General features: G+C 71.3%; 18 protein-coding genes and 1 tRNA gene. 2 read left to right on the plus strand and 17 right to left on the minus strand.

Annotation, left to right across the window (positions count from 1 at the left end; genetic code table 11):
* Positions 1-30: 30 nt before the first annotated feature.
* From ABD733_RS12005 to ABD733_RS12020, 4 genes are read right to left on the minus strand one after another with little or no spacing between them, the layout of a single operon-like run.
* Positions 31-759: a PIG-L deacetylase family protein gene (locus ABD733_RS12005; protein WP_344796505.1), complete on the minus strand. Its 729-nt coding sequence runs from the start codon at positions 757-759 to the stop codon at positions 31-33.
* Positions 756-1,766, minus strand: coding sequence for an acyl-CoA dehydrogenase family protein (locus ABD733_RS12010; RefSeq protein ID WP_344796507.1), 1,011 nt, complete (start codon positions 1,764-1,766; stop codon positions 756-758). The genes ABD733_RS12005 and ABD733_RS12010 overlap by 4 nt, the downstream gene beginning before the upstream one ends.
* Positions 1,767-1,771: 5 nt before the next feature.
* Positions 1,772-2,473: a glycosyltransferase family 2 protein gene (locus ABD733_RS12015; RefSeq protein WP_344796509.1), complete on the minus strand. Its 702-nt coding sequence runs from the start codon at positions 2,471-2,473 to the stop codon at positions 1,772-1,774.
* On the minus strand, positions 2,470-3,078 hold the full coding sequence (locus ABD733_RS12020) for a class I SAM-dependent methyltransferase (RefSeq protein ID WP_344796511.1): 609 nt from the start codon (positions 3,076-3,078) through the stop codon (positions 2,470-2,472). The genes ABD733_RS12015 and ABD733_RS12020 overlap by 4 nt, the downstream gene beginning before the upstream one ends.
* Before the next feature lie 159 nt (positions 3,079-3,237).
* Here ABD733_RS12020 and ABD733_RS12025 point away from each other — a divergent pair, with 159 nt between their 5' ends.
* Positions 3,238-4,719 carry an LCP family protein gene (locus tag ABD733_RS12025; RefSeq protein WP_344796513.1) on the plus strand — a complete coding sequence of 494 codons (1,482 nt, stop codon included), beginning with the start codon at positions 3,238-3,240 and terminating at the stop codon, positions 4,717-4,719.
* A 45-nt stretch (positions 4,720-4,764) separates the two neighbouring features.
* On the opposite strand, the gene ABD733_RS12030 is transcribed toward ABD733_RS12025, so the two are convergent.
* From ABD733_RS12030 to rplU, 11 genes are all read right to left on the minus strand, one after another.
* Positions 4,765-5,232, minus strand: coding sequence for a VanZ family protein (locus ABD733_RS12030; protein ID WP_344796515.1), 468 nt, complete (start codon positions 5,230-5,232; stop codon positions 4,765-4,767).
* A gap of 112 nt (positions 5,233-5,344) precedes the next feature.
* A tRNA-Ala gene (locus ABD733_RS12035) sits at positions 5,345-5,417 on the minus strand.
* 153 nt (positions 5,418-5,570) lie between these two features.
* Positions 5,571-5,948 carry a ribosome silencing factor gene (rsfS, locus tag ABD733_RS12040; RefSeq protein WP_344796517.1) on the minus strand — a complete coding sequence of 126 codons (378 nt, stop codon included), beginning with the start codon at positions 5,946-5,948 and terminating at the stop codon, positions 5,571-5,573.
* 66 nt (positions 5,949-6,014) lie between these two features.
* Positions 6,015-7,421 (minus strand): hypothetical protein, encoded by a 1,407-nt coding sequence (locus ABD733_RS12045; RefSeq protein ID WP_344796519.1) that lies wholly within the window; start codon positions 7,419-7,421, stop codon positions 6,015-6,017.
* Positions 7,418-8,107 carry a nicotinate-nucleotide adenylyltransferase gene (nadD, locus tag ABD733_RS12050; protein WP_425552920.1) on the minus strand — a complete coding sequence of 230 codons (690 nt, stop codon included), beginning with the start codon at positions 8,105-8,107 and terminating at the stop codon, positions 7,418-7,420. The genes ABD733_RS12045 and nadD overlap by 4 nt, the downstream gene beginning before the upstream one ends.
* Positions 8,108-8,169: 62 nt before the next feature.
* Complete coding sequence (locus tag ABD733_RS12055; protein WP_344796523.1) at positions 8,170-8,397, minus strand: hypothetical protein; 228 nt, start codon at positions 8,395-8,397, stop codon at positions 8,170-8,172.
* Between the two features lie 54 nt (positions 8,398-8,451).
* The gene (locus tag ABD733_RS12060) at positions 8,452-9,741 is read right to left on the minus strand and encodes a glutamate-5-semialdehyde dehydrogenase (protein ID WP_344796525.1); all 1,290 of its coding nucleotides are present in this window, start codon (positions 9,739-9,741) and stop codon (positions 8,452-8,454) included.
* Positions 9,742-9,813: 72 nt separating this feature from the next.
* The gene (gene proB / locus ABD733_RS12065; RefSeq protein ID WP_425552921.1) at positions 9,814-10,584 is read right to left on the minus strand and encodes a glutamate 5-kinase; all 771 of its coding nucleotides are present in this window, start codon (positions 10,582-10,584) and stop codon (positions 9,814-9,816) included.
* A 65-nt stretch (positions 10,585-10,649) separates the two neighbouring features.
* A complete protein-coding gene (obgE, locus tag ABD733_RS12070) occupies positions 10,650-12,275 on the minus strand; it encodes a GTPase ObgE (RefSeq protein ID WP_344796527.1) in 1,626 nt (541 codons plus the stop codon).
* 114 nt (positions 12,276-12,389) lie between these two features.
* On the minus strand, positions 12,390-12,647 hold the full coding sequence (gene rpmA, locus ABD733_RS12075; RefSeq protein ID WP_344793570.1) for a 50S ribosomal protein L27: 258 nt from the start codon (positions 12,645-12,647) through the stop codon (positions 12,390-12,392).
* Between the two features lie 17 nt (positions 12,648-12,664).
* Positions 12,665-12,976 carry a 50S ribosomal protein L21 gene (gene rplU, locus ABD733_RS12080; RefSeq protein ID WP_344796529.1) on the minus strand — a complete coding sequence of 104 codons (312 nt, stop codon included), beginning with the start codon at positions 12,974-12,976 and terminating at the stop codon, positions 12,665-12,667.
* 182 nt (positions 12,977-13,158) lie between these two features.
* Between rplU and ABD733_RS12085 the strand changes: the two genes are divergently transcribed.
* Positions 13,159-13,452: a DUF4031 domain-containing protein gene (locus tag ABD733_RS12085; RefSeq protein ID WP_344796531.1), complete on the plus strand. Its 294-nt coding sequence runs from the start codon at positions 13,159-13,161 to the stop codon at positions 13,450-13,452.
* On the opposite strand, the gene ABD733_RS12090 is transcribed toward ABD733_RS12085, so the two are convergent.
* Together ABD733_RS12090 and ABD733_RS12095 are read right to left on the minus strand one after the other, a co-directional pair.
* Positions 13,425-14,105, minus strand: coding sequence for a hypothetical protein (locus ABD733_RS12090; RefSeq protein ID WP_344796533.1), 681 nt, complete (start codon positions 14,103-14,105; stop codon positions 13,425-13,427). The two genes, ABD733_RS12085 and ABD733_RS12090, sit on opposite strands and share 28 nt — an antisense overlap.
* Positions 14,106-14,246: 141 nt before the next feature.
* Positions 14,247-17,015, minus strand: a complete 2,769-nt coding sequence (locus tag ABD733_RS12095) for an Rne/Rng family ribonuclease (protein WP_344796535.1) — start codon at positions 17,013-17,015, stop codon at positions 14,247-14,249.
* Between the last annotated feature and the right edge of the window lie 302 nt (positions 17,016-17,317).

Below are 17,317 nucleotides of genomic sequence, written 5' to 3' on the forward strand. Positions count from 1 at the left end.
ATCGATCGACCGAGTCCACAGGTGACCGCCTCAGGCGACGAAGACGTCCGCTCCGCGGTCGAAGTTCTCGAGGAAACGCGGGTGGAGCATCGGGAGCGAGCCGTCTGCGGGCGCGATCTGCGAGACGAAGCGGGCCCGGGCATCCTGCGCTCGCGACCTGTCGTCTGCGTCGAGCGGGACGGCGACCAGCTGCTCCCAGGGGACGTCGGGGTGCGCCGGCGAGCCCCAGTGCCAGAGCCAGACCGGGTACTGCCAGAGCGCGAGGCCGAGCGCGTCGGCGACCTCGAGCCCGATCTCGCCGAGGACCCGGTGGTCGCGGTGCCCGTCGCCGATCCAGGGCGCGAGCACGAGGGTGTCAGCCGGGCACTCGCCGAGGAGACCGGCCAGGCTCTCGACGATCGCTGTGCGGTCCTCTCGGACGCGGCCGTCCGCGAAGCCGAGGAGGGCCGGGGGCCGCCGCACGCCGAGGCTGCCGAGCGCATCCCGGAGCTCGTCGGCCCGCTCGCCGGCCACCTGGCCGCGCGCCTCCCCCTCGAGGCCGGCCCCGCCGTCGGTGACGCAGACGACCAGGACGTCGAGCCCGGACGCAGCAAATCGCGCCATCGTGCCACCGGCGCCCAGGGTCTCGTCGTCGGGGTGCGCGGCGAGGACGACGAGCGACGTGAAGGCCGCCAGCGACGCCTCGGGGAGGGCTGCGAGGCGGTCGGAGCCGAGCCACTCGGACCGCGAGGTCCCGGGCGCCGACGCGTCGAACGTCACCACGTGTCGTCGGAGTCCCGGACCGTGCGCCCGAGCGACAGGTCGTCCCGCTCGCCGTGGTGCTGCCGGACGTAGAGGGCGAGGTCGGCGACCCGCTTGCCGTGCTCGGCGTCCTTGGCGAGCGGCGCCGGGCCGAGCGCGTGCCCGACCTCGTGCACGACCGCCTCGGCGCAGCGGGCGACGGTCGACCGGACGCGCTTGGCGAGGAGGCTGCCGCGCGACCCCTCGGCCTCACCGGCGTCGACGGCGCGGGCAGCTGTCGCGAGCGCCGTGCGCGCCTCCGCCAGGCGGGCGTCGACGGTGCCGACGTGCATGAGCAGGATCGAGTCCCCCTCGCGCTCCGGTCGCCTCGACGCGTCGAGGAGGGCCCGGGCCACGCCGACCGCGCCGCCGAACCAGCACGCGGCGACGCTCATGCCGCCCCAGGCGAAGCCGGCCCGGTCGAGGTACCACTGCGCCTCGCCCACCGGCTGGCACGGGGCGTCGTCGAACACGACGTCGCCGCTCGGGATCTCGGACAGTCCCCGGGCCGACCAGCCCGCATCGGGCACGGTGACGCAGGGGCCTTCGAGGGGGACCCGGAAGAGCCGACGCCGGGAGTCGTCGACCCACGCGGTCACGAGCGCGTCGGAGAGCGATCCGGCGAGCGAGCACCACGGCTTGGTGCCGTTCAGTCGCCAGCCCGCGGGGGTCTCCCGGGCATCGACCCGGAGCCCCGGAGCCTCCGCCGCGTAGACGCCCCAGGTGCCGCCCCGGACGTGCGTGACGCCGGCCTGGTCGAGGATCGTCAGGGCGTCGAGGTGCGGCTCGACAGTGCGGGCGAGAGCGAGGTCGGAGGCGGCGAGACTCGCGAGCGCCTCCCAGACGTCGAGCGTCGCGCCGTTGCCCACGAACGGCCGCAGCGGACCGAGGGCGACGCCGAGGTCGAGGGCCTCGCGGACGTTCTTCGGATCGGTCTCGAGCGTGGTCTGCGTGACCGGGCCCGGCTCGCCGTCGGCGAGCGCCACGCGTCTCACAGCGTCCTCGCGAGGTAGGCGGCGTATCCCCCGGGGGTGCGCCCGGAGGCTCGCCCGGACGTCACCACCTCGGCCGAGTCGGAGGCCGTGATCGCCGCGCCCGCGTCCTGGAGGCGCCGGACGAGCAGGTTGTCCTCGTGCTCCTCGACCGCGTCGAAGCCGCCCGCGCCGAGGTGGGCAGAGGCCCGCAGCCCGAGGTTCGCGCCGTGCACGTGGCCGTTCGGGCGTCCGCGCTCGTGCGTGGCGAGCCACGCGGCATCCTGCTCGGCCGTCAGGTCCGCAGGATCGGGCCGCACGGTCCCGACCAAGACGTCGGTCCCCTCGTCGGCGAGGTCGAGCTGGTGCGTGAGCCAGTTGTCGGGGACGGCCGAGTCGGCGTCGGTGTTGGCGATCCAGATCTCCGCCGGGTCGATGCGGCCGAAGGAGGCCAGCCCGAGGCGGACCCCGTGCTCCCGGGCGGCGCCCACGCGACCGGCATCCGACACGACGAGCTCCGCGGTCCCGCTCGACCGGACGATGCCCTCCGTGTCGTCGGTGCAGGCGTCGGCGACGATCAGGGTGCGGACGACGACCTGGGGGTGGGTCGCGCGGACGGACGCGACCGCGCGGTCGAGGGCGTCGAGGCAGCGGCCGATGAGTGTCTCCTCGTCGCGCGCGGGCACGACCACGAGGGCGTGGGTGATCCTGCTCGGGCTCAACGGAGCTCCGTCCGCTCGGCCACCGACCGCTGATCGCGGCCGACGACGTCGAGGACGAAGTCGGCCTCGACGTGGTGGACCAGCGTCGTGAAGCCGTCGAGCTCCGTCACCGCGCGGTGCACGTCGTCGCCCGACTGGAGGAAGTCGCCCTCCACCGGACGCCAGTGGCACGCAGCGATCGTGCCCGTCGCCGACAGGATTCCGCGGGCCCGCTCGAGCAGGACTCCGAGGCTCTCCAGCGAGAGGTAGTAGCCGACCTCCGAGAGGACCACGAGGTCGAACTCGCCCTCCGGGAGACCGTCGGTCACGTCCCAGCGCTCGACGCGGGCGTGCGAGACCGCGGCGAGGCGCTCGCGAGCCGTGCGCACCGCCTCTCCGGACACGTCGACGGCGAGGATCGAATCGCTCCGCTCGGCGAGGTCGAGCGTCGAGATGCCGACCGAGCAGCCGATCTCGAGGACCCGGCCGAGGCGCTCCTCCGGCAGAGACGCGAGCAGGATCCTGCGCTTCCTGATCTCGTACCAGCGCCGCTCGAGCCCCCACGGGTCGCCCTTCCCCTCGTGCCGAGCGTCGAAGTGGGCTTCCGCGGCATCGAGGGCGATCATTCTGCCGACGGTAGACGCCCCTACCGGATGCGGGCCGCGAAGGCCAAGGGGATTGACAGATCGTCCCCCTGGATGAGAATCACGGGCCTCCGGGATGAGAAACGCCCCCGCTCAGCTATTCTTCGGGTCGATCACTGTTTTCGATGATTGGGTTCCGGAATGTCCGACACGCCCCGAACCCGCCTGCGGGTCCGTCCGCGCCACGTCGTCCGCTGGATCGCCATCGTCGTGGTGCTGATCCTGGTCGCGACGATCGGCTACGCCGTCTACAACTACCAGCACTTCGTCTCCGGGGTGACGCACATCGACGCGCTGCCGGCGTCGACGAGCCAGGCGAAGACGAGCGGTGAGAACATCCTGCTCGTCGGAGACGACCACCGGCCGGCGAACGCGTCCGCTGCGGAGCTGGCCGAGCTCGGAACGACGTCCGACGGCGGGGGCACCAACACCGACTCGATGCTGATCCTGCACATCCCCGACGGCGGCGGCAAGGCCACTCTCATCTCACTGCCGCGCGACTCGTGGGTGTCGATCCCCGGCTACGGCATGGGCAAGCTGAACGCCGCGTTCGCCTACGGGAGCGCGAAGGGCGGCGACTCGGGCGGGGCGAAGCTGCTCGTCGAGACGATCCAGAACCTCACCACCCTGCACATCGACCACTTCGTCCGGATCTCGATGGTCGGGTTCTACGACGTCGCGAAGGCTCTCGGACCCCTGAAGGTGTGCCTCGTCGACGCGGTGGACGATTCGTACTCCACCTTCACGGCACCAGCAGGCGTCTCGACGCTCGACGCGCAGCAGGCCCTCGCATTCGTCCGGCAGCGGCACGGGCTGCCGAACGGCGACCTCGACCGCGAGGCCCGGCAGCGGTACTTCCTGAGCGCCGAGGCGAAGAACTTCCTGAAGCCGTCGACCCTGCTGAATCCGGGCCGGCTGAATGCCGCGCTCACAGCGGTCGGATCCGCCATCCAGACCGACAAGGGCCTGAACTGGCTGACGCTCGCCACCCAGCTCAAGGACATCGCGGGTGGGAACCTCGACTCGACGACGATCCCGGTCTCCGGCACCCCGACGATCTACTCGGGCGGCACGGCCATCTCGATCGTGCAGGTCGACACGGCGAAGATGCCGGCCTTCGTGGCCGCGCTCGACGCCGCACCCGCGTCGACGAGCGGAAAGTCCACCGGCAGTGGCTCGGGCGCCGCCGCGTCCACCGTCACGCCGTCCCAGGTCAGCGTGACCGTCCTCAACGGCAGCGGGGTGGCGGGCGCCGCAGGAACCAGCACCGCGACCCTCGCGACCGCCGGCTTCACGACCTCGACGCCGTCGACCGTCAGCACCCGCGCGGCCAGCACGATCCAGTACCCGTCGTCGATGGCCGCGGAGGCGAGGACCCTCGCCGCCTATGTGCCAGGCGCGACGCTCGAGGCCGTGACCGGGGTGGCCGGGGTGACGCTCGTTCTCGGGACCGACGGGGCGACGGCGAAGGCGAAGCCGAGCACGGCAGGTTCGGGGTCGGGGTCGGGCTCGGGGTCTTCAGGCACCTCGGGGTCGTCCGGCTCGTCCGGCTCGTCCCGCTCTGGCAGCTCCCCCGCCGCCACGAAGACGGCCGCGACCGACGGGATCACCTGCGTCCACTAGCGCGTCGCTGCGCCAGTGCATGAAATCCTCGCCTCGCGCTCCGTTTCATGCCGATCGGGGCGCCTCCGCCGACGTTTCTCCTGCATTAGGCGTCCCACCGTGGCCTCGCGCCCGCGCGAGCGCCACGAGCGCCCCGCCGAGGAGCGCCCCGGCCGTGTTCGACGCAAGGTCTCCGGCCGAGGCGAGCCGGGCAGGCAGCAGCGTGTACTGCGCGAACTCGACCGAGAGGGAGAGGGTCAGCCCGAGGACGCCGGAGACCCACCAGAGCGGACGCACGAACACCGACGCCAGGAGGGCGCCGAGCGGCGCGAAGAGCAGCACGTTCGCCGCGGTCTGCACGAAGTCGTAGTCGACGAAGGCCGGGAGCCCGAGGCCGTGCCAGCGGAGGAGCGTGTGCTGGAGTGTTCCGTCGATAGGCGCGTCGACGCGCGAGGGCCAGAGCGTGACCAGCAGGATCAGCACCACCGCCACCCCGACGGCGACCCACTCGGTGCGCCGCAGTCGTCTCTCCACCCGACGACCGTAGCGGACTGGCTCCGACAAACCTGACCCTGAGAAGACGAAATGGCCCCTTCCGTGGAAGGAGCCATCGTGTCGTACTCGGGTGATTCTTGTCGTACTCGGGTGGATCTGAGGGGACTCGAACCCCTGACCCCCTGCATGCCATGCAGGTGCGCTACCAGCTGCGCCACAGACCCAGATTGGATCGACTCGAAGTGAATCGACCCGAACAGGATTTCTCCTGATTCGATGTTGTTCCTCGCGGAGCAACCTGTAAATCGTACTACAGAAATCGACGCGTCAAGAACACGCAGCGCGGCAGGCGGGCACGGAGAGCTGCGCGCGCAGGATCACGCCTCCTGCGACGTCGTCTCGAGCTCGAGGGCGATGGCGGGGCAGTCGCTCCAGAGGCGCTCGAGCGAGTAGAACTGGCGGTCTTCGTCGTGGAACACGTGCACGACGATGTCGCCGAAGTCGAGGAGCACCCAGCGGCCCTCGGAGCGGCCCTCGCGACGGAGCGGCTTGACGCCCGCCTCTATCATCTTGTCTTCGATCTCGCCGGCGATGGCGATCACGTTCCGCTCGTTGCGGCCGGAGGCCAGCAGGAAGATGTCGGTGAGGGCGAGGGGCTCGGAGACGTCGAGGGCGACCAAGTCTTCGGCCTGCTTCGAGTCGGCGGCGCGGGCGGCGAGCTGAAGCAGCTCGATGGCACGGGGAGTGGCTGTCACGGATTCCTTTTGTGGAAAGACGAATGAGCTCGCGGCGCGGCCGGGAGCGAGGAGAAGAGCTGGGAACTACAGGACGTGGGTCGCGAAACCCGCGATGACGAGTCCAACGATAACAAGAATGACCGCGCCGCCAAAGATGCCAGCGATGATCGGCAGGCGATTGGTCTTGGGCTTGCCCGCCGTCAGGACCACCGCGCGCGTCGAGGTGTTGGCGCTCACGGCCCGGCTCGCCCGCACCGGGGTCGCGTCGGAGTCGGGCTGCTCGCGGTCGCCCTCCTCGAGCATCCGGTCGATGTCGGAGCCGTCGATGCGCTGGGCGTGGTGCGATCCCGTGGCCGCGAGGCTCCGCGGCAGGTCGATCGAGCCGGTGATGATGACCTCGCCCGTGGCGTTCAGGGCCCCGGTGACGTCGGGCAGCTGGTCGTTGCCGATAATGAGCGCGTTGTGCTGGCCGGTCGAGGTGATCGAGCCGAAGTGGGCTCCGACACTCTCGACCGTGTCGTCGTCGAGGTCGGCCTGCGTCGACCAGTGGCCGGTCGGCGGCACGTAGCCGCTCGGCTCCGGCACGGACGCCGGGATCTGCGGCTGACGCGGAGCCGACGGCGCCGCAGCGGCAGGCGCGGGAGCGGCAGCAGCCGGCGCAGCAGCAGCAGGCGCAGCAGCAGCAGGCGCAGCCGTGGCGGGCGCAGGATCAGCCGACCGCACCTCGCCCGTATTACCGGCGGCGGGCTCCGCCTCGGGCGTCGGAGCCGACCCGAGCGAGAAGGGGAAGACGGTGGGCGTCGAGGACGGCGCCGGGGTCGACGACGCGATCCGCTCGGCCACGCCCGCATCGGCCTCGTCGAGCTTCGGCGCGGCACCGTGGCGGCGCGGTCCCGGCGCTGGTTCCGCGTCGTCGGCGGTAGAGGCCCGGACGCCGGACACACTGTCGTTCGAAGGCGCCTCAGCCGAGGGCGCCTCGGCCGCAATCGGAGCGGAGTCCCGGCCGGCGGAGACCGGCATCGGGAGCCCGGCATCCGCGGCCGTCTCGACGTCGTCACCATCGCTGTCGTCGTCCGAAGCGGGGGCCGCGGGCGAGGGGGCACTCGTGCGCGGCGCCTCTCGCGGAGGGACCGGCGTCGTGGCTCGACCGTTCTCGATGTCGGCGACGTGGCTCAGGGCCTCGGAGAGGTCGCGCTCGTGCTCGGGCTTCGGTGCGCGGAGCGGGACGGGATCGGCGGGCGCCGGCGCCGAGGCCTCGCGGAGGGCGCGGAGTTCGCGGCGCGTCGGGGTGTGGGCTGATCCTGGAGCCTGGACCGAGGCGGGGGCGCTCGAGACTGGTGCGGGCGACGGCGACGTGACGGGCATGGCCGAGGGGACGGGGCTGCCGGAGATCACCGAGATGCTCCCGGTGACGGCTTCGCCGGCTTCGCGGGCCCGCTCGAGCTCGCGCACCTGACGTCTGGTGAGGGGCGGCTGGCCGTTGGAACTCATTGGATCTCCGATACGCGGTCGCTTCCGACCGGTGCTGCTGGTTCTGCCGACGCTGGTTCGTCGGCCACCGACACTGGTTGGTCTACCGATACTGGCTCTTCTACCGGCGCTGTCTCGTCTCGGGAGGCGGGGCCCCGGTAGAGGTGGTGCTTGGAGATGTACTGGACCACTCCGTCGGGCACGAGGTACCAGACGGGGGATCCGCGGCCGACGCGACTGCGACAGTCGGTGGACGAGATCGCCAGTGCGGGGACTTCGAGCAAGCTTACTTCGCTCTCGGGGAGACCGCTGACGCTGAGGTCGTGTCCTGGCCGGGAGACCGCTACGAAGTGGGCGAGATCCCACAGCTGCTGGACGTCCTTCCAGTCGAGGATCTGCGCGACCGCGTCGGCCCCGGTGATGAAGAAGAGGTCGGCGTCGGGCCGTTCGCTCCGGATGTCGCGGAGGGTGTCGATGGTGTACGTAACGCCCTCGCGGTCGATGTCGACGCGACTCACGGTGAACATCGGGTTCGAGGCCGTCGCGATGACGGTCATCAGATAGCGGTGCTCGCCCGAGGTGACCGTGTTCTTCATGTACGGCTGGCCCGTCGGCACGAAGATGACCTCGTCGAGGTCGAACTGGGTCGAGACCTCGCTCGCCGCCACGAGGTGACCGTGGTGGATGGGATCGAAGGTGCCGCCCATCACGCCGATGCGAGGGCGCCTCGGGGAGGCGGTTGTCGTCACTGACTCGGCCACGTCGTCGACTAGTCGGTCAGTTCGTGACCGAACTCGTCGATGGGCTGCTCGCGCTGGATCGGGACCTCGGGGTCGAGATTGCGGTTCGCGACGTTCTTGTAGCTGAAGACCACGAAGCCCAGGATCGTGAAGACCGCCGCCGAGATCAGGGCGATGACGGGCGCCGGCGCGAAGGTGGGAGCGAGGCTCTCTTCGGCGGCGGTGAGGGTGGTGGCGAGGGCCGTGACCATCAGCATGGGTTCTCCGTTTCAGCGCGGTGCGACTCGTCGAGTCTAGCCTCGCGAGGCTGACTACCCGCGCACCTGACCGGCACCCCGGACGATCCACTTCGTGCTCGTGAGCTCCGGCAGGCCCATGGGGCCCCGGGCGTGCAGCTTCTGCGTCGAGATGCCGACCTCGGCGCCGAAGCCGAACTCGCCGCCGTCCGTGAAGCGCGTGGAGGCGTTCACCATCACGACGGCGCTGTCGACCTCGGCCAGGAAGCGCTCGGTGGAGCGCACGTCGTTGCTGATGATCGACTCGGTGTGGCGGGTGGAGTAGCGGCGGATGTGGTCGAGGGCCGCGTCGAGGTCGTCGACGATCCGGACCGAGATGTCGAGCGACATGTACTCGGTCGACCAGTCGTCGTCGGTCGCGGGGACCGCGTCGGCGAACAGGGCGCGGGTGGCCTCGTCGGCGTGGATCGTCACGCCGGCGCCGCGCAGGTCGGCGAGGACCGACGGCAGGATGCGGTCGGCTGCGGACCGGTGGACCAGCAGCGTCTCGAGGGCGTTGCAGACGCTCGGCCGCTGCACCTTCGCGTTGTGGACGATGTCGACGGCCCAGCCCTCGTCGGCCGACTCGTCGACGAAGACGTGGACGACCCCGGCGCCGGTCTCGATCACCGGGACCTTCGACTCCCGCACGACCGTGTCGATCAGCTGGGCGCTCCCCCTCGGGATGAGCACGTCGACGAGACCGCGGGCGCGCATCAGCTCTGTGGCGCCACGACGGCCGAACTCGTCGATGGTCTGCACGGCGTCTCGCGGGAGCCCGACGCTCTCGAGCGCCTCCTGCAGCACGCGGACCAGCACGCGGTTGGTGTCTTCGGCCGCGCTCCCGCCGCGGAGGACGACGGCGTTGCCGCTCTTGAGCGCCAATGCCGCGATGTCGACGGTGACGTTCGGCCTCGCCTCGTAGATGGCGCCGACGACGCCGAACGGCACGCGCACCTGGGTCAGCTGGAGGCCGTTCGGCAGGACCTTGCCGCGGAGCACCTCGCCCACCGGGTCGACCAGGGAGGCGATGAGCTCGGTCGCCGTGGCGAGCCCCTCGAGGCGCGACTCGTCGAGTCGGAGCCGGTCGACGAGCCCCGCGGCGAGGCCGTTCTCACGACCGCGGTCGAGGTCGACGGCGTTCGCCCGGATGATCTCCGCCGTGTTCGAGCGCACGGCGTCGGCGATCGCGAGGAGTCCGCGGTTCTTGACGTCGGCGGTGACCGTCGAGAGCGCCCGCGAGGCGGTCTTCGCCCGCTCGAGCGTGGCGACGAGCGCAGGATCGAGGGTCTCGGACTCGAGCCCTCGGGCTTCGGTGATCGACATGCGACGAGTGTAACCGCGGCCTCCGACGGCCGGAACGGCCGGGGAACGACAGGAGGAGAGGCCCGGGGAGCGTCAGCCGTCGAGCGACGGTCGCGCCTCGAACCAGGTGCCGATCTCGGCCCCGTCGAGGGCCTCGGCGACGAGAGGCGTGGAGGTCACGAGGACGGGCGTCCCCGCACCCGCGGCGAGCCGGGCCGCGGCGACCTTCGTGCCCGCTCCCCCGGTGCCGACGCCGGCCGATCCTGCGTCGCCGAAGGTCACGCCGGCCAGGTCGTCGCCGAACGGGACCTCGGCGATCTTGATCGCGCCCTCTTCGTGCGGCGGCCTCGTGTAGAGGGCGTCGACGTCCGACAGCAGCACGAGCAGGTCGGCCTCGACGAGCTCCGACACGAGCGCTGCGAGGCGGTCGTTGTCGCCGAAGCGGATCTCGTGGGTGGCGACGGTGTCGTTCTCGTTGACGATCGGCAGGATGCGCAGTTTCAGCAGGCGCTCCATCGCGCGCTGGGCGTTCGACCGGTGCGTCGGGTTGTCGATGTCGCTCGCGGTGAGGAGCACCTGCCCGGCGACGACGTCGTAGCGGCGGAGGCTCTCCTGGTAGCGGTAGATGAGGATGTTCTGCCCGACGGCCGCTGCGGCCTGCTGCGTGGCGAGGTCGGTGGGCCGGGAGTCGAGCCGGAGGAAGGGCATCCCCGTGGCGATTGCGCCGGACGACACCAGGATCACCTCGGAGCCGCGACCGTAGGCGGCCGCCAGCGCGTCCACGAGCGGCTCGATCTGGCCCGCGTTGCCGCCGGAGATCGACGAGGAGCCGACCTTGACGACGATCCTGCGCGCCCTCGGCACGTCGGAGCGCGACCGGACGCGGCCGAGCGGCGCGGCGTCGGCGGGCAGGCGGGCCTCGGCGCTGGTCACTCGCGCTCGTCGCCCTCGCGGTCGCCCTTGCGCTCGTCGGCGTCGACACGGGCCCCGTCGGCGTCCAGACGGGCCTCGTCTGCGGCGCCCTCGCGGACGGCCGGGTCGACCTCGAAGCCCTCGTCGTCGGTCCAGAGGCCGGCGGCACGCTCGCGCATGAGCTCGGCGCGGGCGTCGGCCTTGGCGTCCATGCGGGCGAAGTAGTCTTCGCGGCGCTCGTTGCGCGTCTGGCGGGACGACTGGTGGAGGCGCGGGTCGGTGCCGCGGGCGCTCGTCATGAGCTCGGCCGTCGAGGTGAGGGTCGGCTCCCAGTCGAAGACGATGCCGCCGGCGCCGCCGATGACGACCGTCGAGCCGGCGACCGCTCCGGCCTTGAAGAGGCGGTCCTCGACGCCGAGCTTGTTGAGGCGGTCGGCCAGGTAGCCCACGGCCTCCTCGTTGTTGAAGTCGGTCTGCAGCACCCAGCGCTCGGGCTTGGCGCCGCGGATCCGGTAGACGTTGCCGTAGGTGCCGCCCTCGACGAGCACCTCGAACTTCGACTCGTTGACCGCCTTCGGGCGGATGACGATGCGCGGGCGGACCAGCTCCTCGGCGGCCTTCGCGGCCCGATCGGCCTCGACGACCTCGGCCAGGGCGAACGACAGCTCGCGGAGGCCCTCGTGCGACACCGCCGAGATCTCGAAGACGCGGTAGCCGCGCCCCTCGAGGTCGGCACGCACGAAGTCGGCGAGGTCGCGCGCCTCGGGCACGTCGATCTTGTTGAGGACCACGAGCTGCGGGCGCTCGAGCAGCGGGAGCTGACCGGCGGGCACAGGGTAGGCGGCGAGCTCGTTCTGGATGACGTCGAGGTCGGTGAGCGGATCGCGCCCAGGCTCGAGGGTCGCGCAGTCGAGGACGTGCAGCAGGGCCGAGCAGCGCTCCACGTGACGCAGGAACTCGAGGCCGAGCCCCTTGCCCTCGCTGGCGCCCTCGATGAGGCCGGGCACGTCGGCGACGGTGAACCGCGTCGAACCGGACTCGACGACTCCGAGGTTCGGGTGGAGGGTGGTGAAGGGGTAGTCGGCGATCTTCGGCTTCGCGGCCGAGATGGCCGCGACGAGGCTCGACTTGCCGGCGGACGGGAAGCCCACCAGGGCGACGTCGGCGACGACCTTGAGCTCGAGGTTCACGTCGCCCTGCCAGCCGGGCGTGCCGAGGAGTGCGAAGCCGGGGGCCTTGCGCTTGGTGCTCGCGAGAGCCGCGTTGCCGAGGCCGCCGATCCCGCCCTCGGCGACCACGAAGCGGAGGCCGGGCTCGTTCATGTCGATGAGGACGGTGCCGTCGTCGTCCGAGACGACCGTCCCGACGGGCACCTGCAGCTCGAGGGTCTCGCCGTTCATGCCGGAGCGGTGGTCGCCCATGCCGGGTCCGCCGTTGGGGCTCGACCGGTGCGGGTTGCGGTGGAAGCCGAGCAGGGTCGTCACACCGGTGTCGCTGATCAGGACGATGTCGCCGCCGTGACCGCCGTTGCCGCCGTCAGGGCCGGCGAGCGGCTTGAACTTCTCCCGCTTGACCGACACGCAGCCGTTGCCGCCGTTGCCCGCCTTCAGGTGGAGCGACACGTGGTCGACGAATGTGGCCATGGGGAGTTCTTCTCAGACTGTCAGGGGTGAAACACGACGGGCGAGCCGAAGCCCGCCCGTCGTTGGAAGTGTGCGCCCGCAGCAGTCCGGCTGCTGCAGGGCGGTGCTGTGTCGTCAGACGGACGCAGCGACGATGTTGACGACCTTGCGGCCGCCCTTGGCGCCGAACTCGACCGCGCCGGGGGCGAGGGCGAACAGGGTGTCGTCACCGCCGCGACCGACGTTGACGCCGGGGTGGAAGTGGGTGCCGCGCTGGCGGACGAGGATCTCGCCCGCGGAGACGACCTGGCCGCCGAAGCGCTTCACGCCCAGGCGCTGAGCGTTGGAGTCGCGGCCGTTGCGAGTGGACGATGCGCCCTTTTTGTGTGCCATGTGTTCTCAGCCCCTGGTTACTTGGTGGTGATGGAGGTGATCTTGACGCGGGTCAGGTCGGCGCGGAAGCCCATGCGCCGCTTGTAGCCGGTCTTGTTCTTGTAGTTCTGGATGACGATCTTCGGGCCGCGGAGGTCGTTCAGGACCTCGCCCTCGACGACGACCTTGGAGAGCTGGTCGCCGGAGAGGATGGTGTCGCCGTCGACGTGCAGGACGGGGACGAAGGTGACGGTGTCGGACTCGGACGCCTTGAGACGGTCGACGGTCACAATGGTGCCCACCTCGACCTTCTCCTGACGGCCACCGGCGCGCACGATTGCGAATGCCATGGGTTGCTCCTTCGATGGCCTGCTTCTCGTGGAATCGGCCTGACTGGTGGGGTGCCCCCCGGCAGCTGCACGCAGAGCGGCAGGCCCGGGGAAGTCTAATGTGCGCGCAGAGAGCGCGCACCAACGCCTCAGACTACCGGGCGCCCTCCGGGCCGTCAAACGCCGACGGGTAGGATTCCAGCGTGACCATCCTCATCGATGAGCCGATCTGGCCCGCGCACGACACCGTGTGGTCGCACCTCGTCAGCGACTCCTCCTACGACGAGCTGCACGAGTTCGCCTCGGCCCGCGGCATCCCGCGCCGGGCCTTCGACCACGACCACTACGACGTGCCGGCGGCACGCTACGACGAGCTCGTCGAGGCGGGGGCGTTCCCCGTCGGCGGCAAGGAGCTCGCGGTGAGACTCGAGGCGAGCGGCCTCCGTGTGCCGCAGTGGCGGAAGCGCTCTCAGTCGCGGTCGTCGGGCGGCGCGTAGATCGAGATCGGCGGCTCGGGCCTCGGAGCCGGTGATGCCCCGGCAGTCGGGGCGGGAGCCGGGGCAGGATCGGGCGCCGGGACAGGGGTCGCAGAGGGAGCCGGGGCCCGGGTCGGAGCCGGGGCGTCCTCGCGAGGTGCGGCCGTGGCATCCTGCGCTCCCTCGCCCGGCTCGACCGGCACGCGGAGGAGCCAGAGCCATGCGACCACCGCTCCCCCGACAAGCACGGCCGTGAGCTGCACGCCGGCCGCGATCGGGATGAAGACGACCCAGAGGGCGATGTCGACCGCATCGCCCGACGAGACGCTGCGGCTGACACCGGTCACGATGCCGACGAGCATGAGCACGACGGTCGCGCCAGTTCCGGCGAGGAGCGCCCTTCGGACGACGGTCGGGAGCGAGGCCTCGCGCAGGATCGGGAGCACCAGCGCCAGGAGCGCGAACGCGGCCAGGTAGAAGGGAAACGGGTACAGCACGAGCGAGCCGAGGAAGAGCCCGATCGGCGACCGCAGGAAGCCGTTCGAGTAGAACGACGGGTCGTACGCGACCGCGTTGCCGAGGAGCTGCACGAACGCGACGGCGAACCGAACGACGATCAGGCACCCGACGGCGACGGCCGCCGTCACCACCGTGTCGAGCCCGGGACGCCGCACGGCCAGGCTCCGCCATCGCGGCCGGCGCTCCGGTCCCCTCGGGGCATGAGGAACGCCCGGTGCGGTCGGCGAGTCGTGCTGGCCGGGCCGGGCGTTCGTCACGGGTGGGGCTCCTCGGGTCTCCGCGCGGAGCCGGTGGGGCTAGGCGTCGTCGGTCGATACTCCCACGCCGAGGATCATCGGGCCGCCGTCGGTGTCGTCCGTCTCGGTGCCCGCGGCCGGAGCCGACGTGATGCCGGCCGAGGCCCGCCTGGAGCGGCTGCGGCCCTGACCCGGCTGCTTGGGCTCGGGGAGCGCCTCGAGGACCGAGTCGAGGATCTGCTCGGCGTCGTGCGTGCTGATGCGGCGCGGGGCGCGCTCCACCTTCGCGACGGGGATGTCGAGGATCGCGACGGTGGCCTCAGGCGACGTGACCGTGGCCTGCGAGCGGCGCGACTGCTTGGCCGGGGCCGATGCGGGAGCGGATGCCGCAGGAGCCTCGGTGACGGTGGGCGCTTCGGCCTCGGTCGCGGCCGCGGGGGCAGCCGCTGCGGCGACCGGGATGTCGATCAGCGTGACGGTGTCGGCCTGCTCGGGAGCCTCGGCAGCGGTCGCCGGAGTCGAGGCGCGTCGGCCACGGCCACGGCGGGAGCGGCCGGAGGCCGGAGCATCGCCCGCGTCGGCGGAACCGGCGCTCCGGGAATCGGACCTCTGCGACTCCGCCTTGGAGGCCTCGGCGGAGCCGGCCTCCACCGGGGTGGCCCCGGCGGCGACGGCGTCGATGGCGGCCTCGACCGCGGCTGCGGTCTCGGACGCGCTCTGGGGCGTGCCGTCGGCGTGCGGCACCGTCGAGGCGGCGATCTTCGCGAGGGCGTTCTTCACGTCGTCGGTGATCGCGTGGATGGTGCCGGTGGCGGGGTGAGCCGCGTCGCCGCGACCCGACGAGCGGCCGCCTCCGCCGGTGCTGCCGGAGCCGCCCTGGCCGCCCGCGGCCTTGGCCCGGCGACGCTCCTGCGACTTCTGGCGGTTCTGCTGCTGCTGCTCCTGCGCCTGCTGGCGGTCGACGCCGATCTCCTGGAACGACTCCATGAGGCCGAGGCCGAGCTTCTTGCGGGTCATCTGCACGAGGCCGAGCGAGGTGACCTCGGCGACCTGGTGCTTCGTGCGGTCGCGGCTCAGGCACTCGACGAGGCGTCGGAGCACGAGGTCGCGGTTCGTCTCGAGCACCATGTCGATGAAGTCGACGACGATGATGCCGCCGATGTCGCGGAGCCGCAGCTGACGGACCAGCTCCTCGGCCGCCTCGAGGTTGTTCTTCGTGACGGTCTCCTCGAGGTTGCCACCGGAGCCGACGAACTTGCCCGTGTTGACGTCGACCACGGTCATGGCCTCGGTGCGGTCGATGACGAGCGAGCCGCCCGAGGGGAGCCAGACCTTGCGGTCGAGGGCCTTGTCGATCTGCTCGTTGAGGCGGAACTCGTCGAACGAGTCGCGGTCGCCCTCGTACGCGCTGACGCGGTCGAGGAGGTCGGGAGCGACGGCCTGGAGGTACTGCTCGACGGTCTCGCGGGTCTCGTCGCCGTCGATCACGAGCTGGTGGAAGTCCTCGTTGAAGACGTCGCGGACGATCTTGATGAGGAGGTCGGGCTCGGAGTGCAGCAGGGCGGGCGCGTTCCCGGCCTCGACCTTCTTCGAGATGTCGGCCCACTGGTTGAGGAGGCGCTTGACGTCTAGCGTCAGCTGCTCCTCCGTGGCGCCCTCGGCCGCGGTGCGGACGATGACGCCGGTGTTCTCGGGCAGAGCCTCCTTGAGGATCTTCTTGAGGCGGGCCCGCTCGGTGTCGGGCAGCTTGCGCGAGATCCCGTTCATCGAGCCGTTCGGCACGTAGACGAGGAAGCGGCCCGGCAGCGAGATCTGGCTGGTGAGGCGGGCGCCCTTGTGGCCCACCGGGTCTTTCGTGACCTGGACCAGCACGCGGTCGCCGGGCTTGAGCGCGAGCTCGATGCGGCGGGGCTGGTTGCCGTGCTCGACGTTGTCCCAGTCGACCTCGCCGGAGTACAGGACGGCGTTGCGGCCGCGCCCGATGTCGACGAACGCCGCCTCCATCGAGGGGAGGACGTTCTGCACGCGGCCGAGGTAGACGTTGCCGATCAGCGACACGTTCTGCGACTTGGCGACGTAGTGCTCGGCGAGGATGCCGTCTTCGAGCACGCCGATCTGGATGCTGTCGCCCTGCGAGCGGACGATCATCTTCCGGTCGACGCTCTCGCGGCGGGCGAGGAACTCGGCCTCGGTCACGACGGGACGTCGGCGGCCGGCATCGCGGCCGTCGCGGCGGCGCTGCTTCTTGGCCTCGAGTCGGGTCGAGCCCTTGACGCGCTGCGGCTCGGTGATGAGCTCGGGCTCGGGGCGCTCGCGCGGCTCGCGGCCGGCTCGGCTGCGCGTGCGCGACGAGGTGACCTCGGGCGCGTCGTCGCCGCGACCCGGGCGCTGCCGCGAGCGGCGGCGGCCCTGGCCGGGATCCTGCTCGGAGTCCCCCTCGTCGTCGAAGTCGCGGTCGTCGTGATCCGGCAGCGGCGTGATCTCGGGGGCGTGGAAGAACAGGCTGGTCGTGGTGAGCGGCGCCTGGAACGGGGAGGCCGGCGCCGGCTCCACCTCGGGGGTCGCGTCGGCCTCGTCGCGCTCGAGCGCCTCGGTGTCGATCAGGTGGTCGGGGGTGGCGGTATCAGACGGCGCGAAGCCGTTCTCGTCGGTCACGGCAGGGGCCTCCTGGGGCGCGTTCGGGTGAGCGACCGGGGCGCTGGGCGCCTCCTCGGTCGGCTGGATCGGAGAAGGAGCTGCAGCCTCGGGCTGCGGCGCGTGCTGCTTGGACCGGAACCCGGCGAACAAGCGGCTTCTTCTCTTCGGACTGTTCTCGTTCTTCTCCACCATCTCTGGTGCAACTCCTCGCCCCGGTGTCGGCCGTGCTCCTCGGAGGAAGCCGGACGCGGCCGGGAAATCATGTGCGCGGTGGGCCGGTGCCGAACGTCTCGTTCTGGCGACCTCGCCCACACGCGAAAACTGTGCTGCCGCGTGAACCCGTGTGGTTCCGCGGGAAATCTGTCTGACCACCGATCCGGCGCTGCCTGTGGCCACGACGGTCGGAAAGCTCGCCCGGCTCTCACCCTGGGACTGTCCCGATTATCGCACGGCTTCCGCCGGAGCGTGGATTCGGGGCATGCCATAATCCGAAG

The organism is Frondihabitans peucedani (assembly GCF_039537585.1).
In the GTDB taxonomy this organism is placed as follows: domain Bacteria; phylum Actinomycetota; class Actinomycetes; order Actinomycetales; family Microbacteriaceae; genus Frondihabitans; species Frondihabitans peucedani.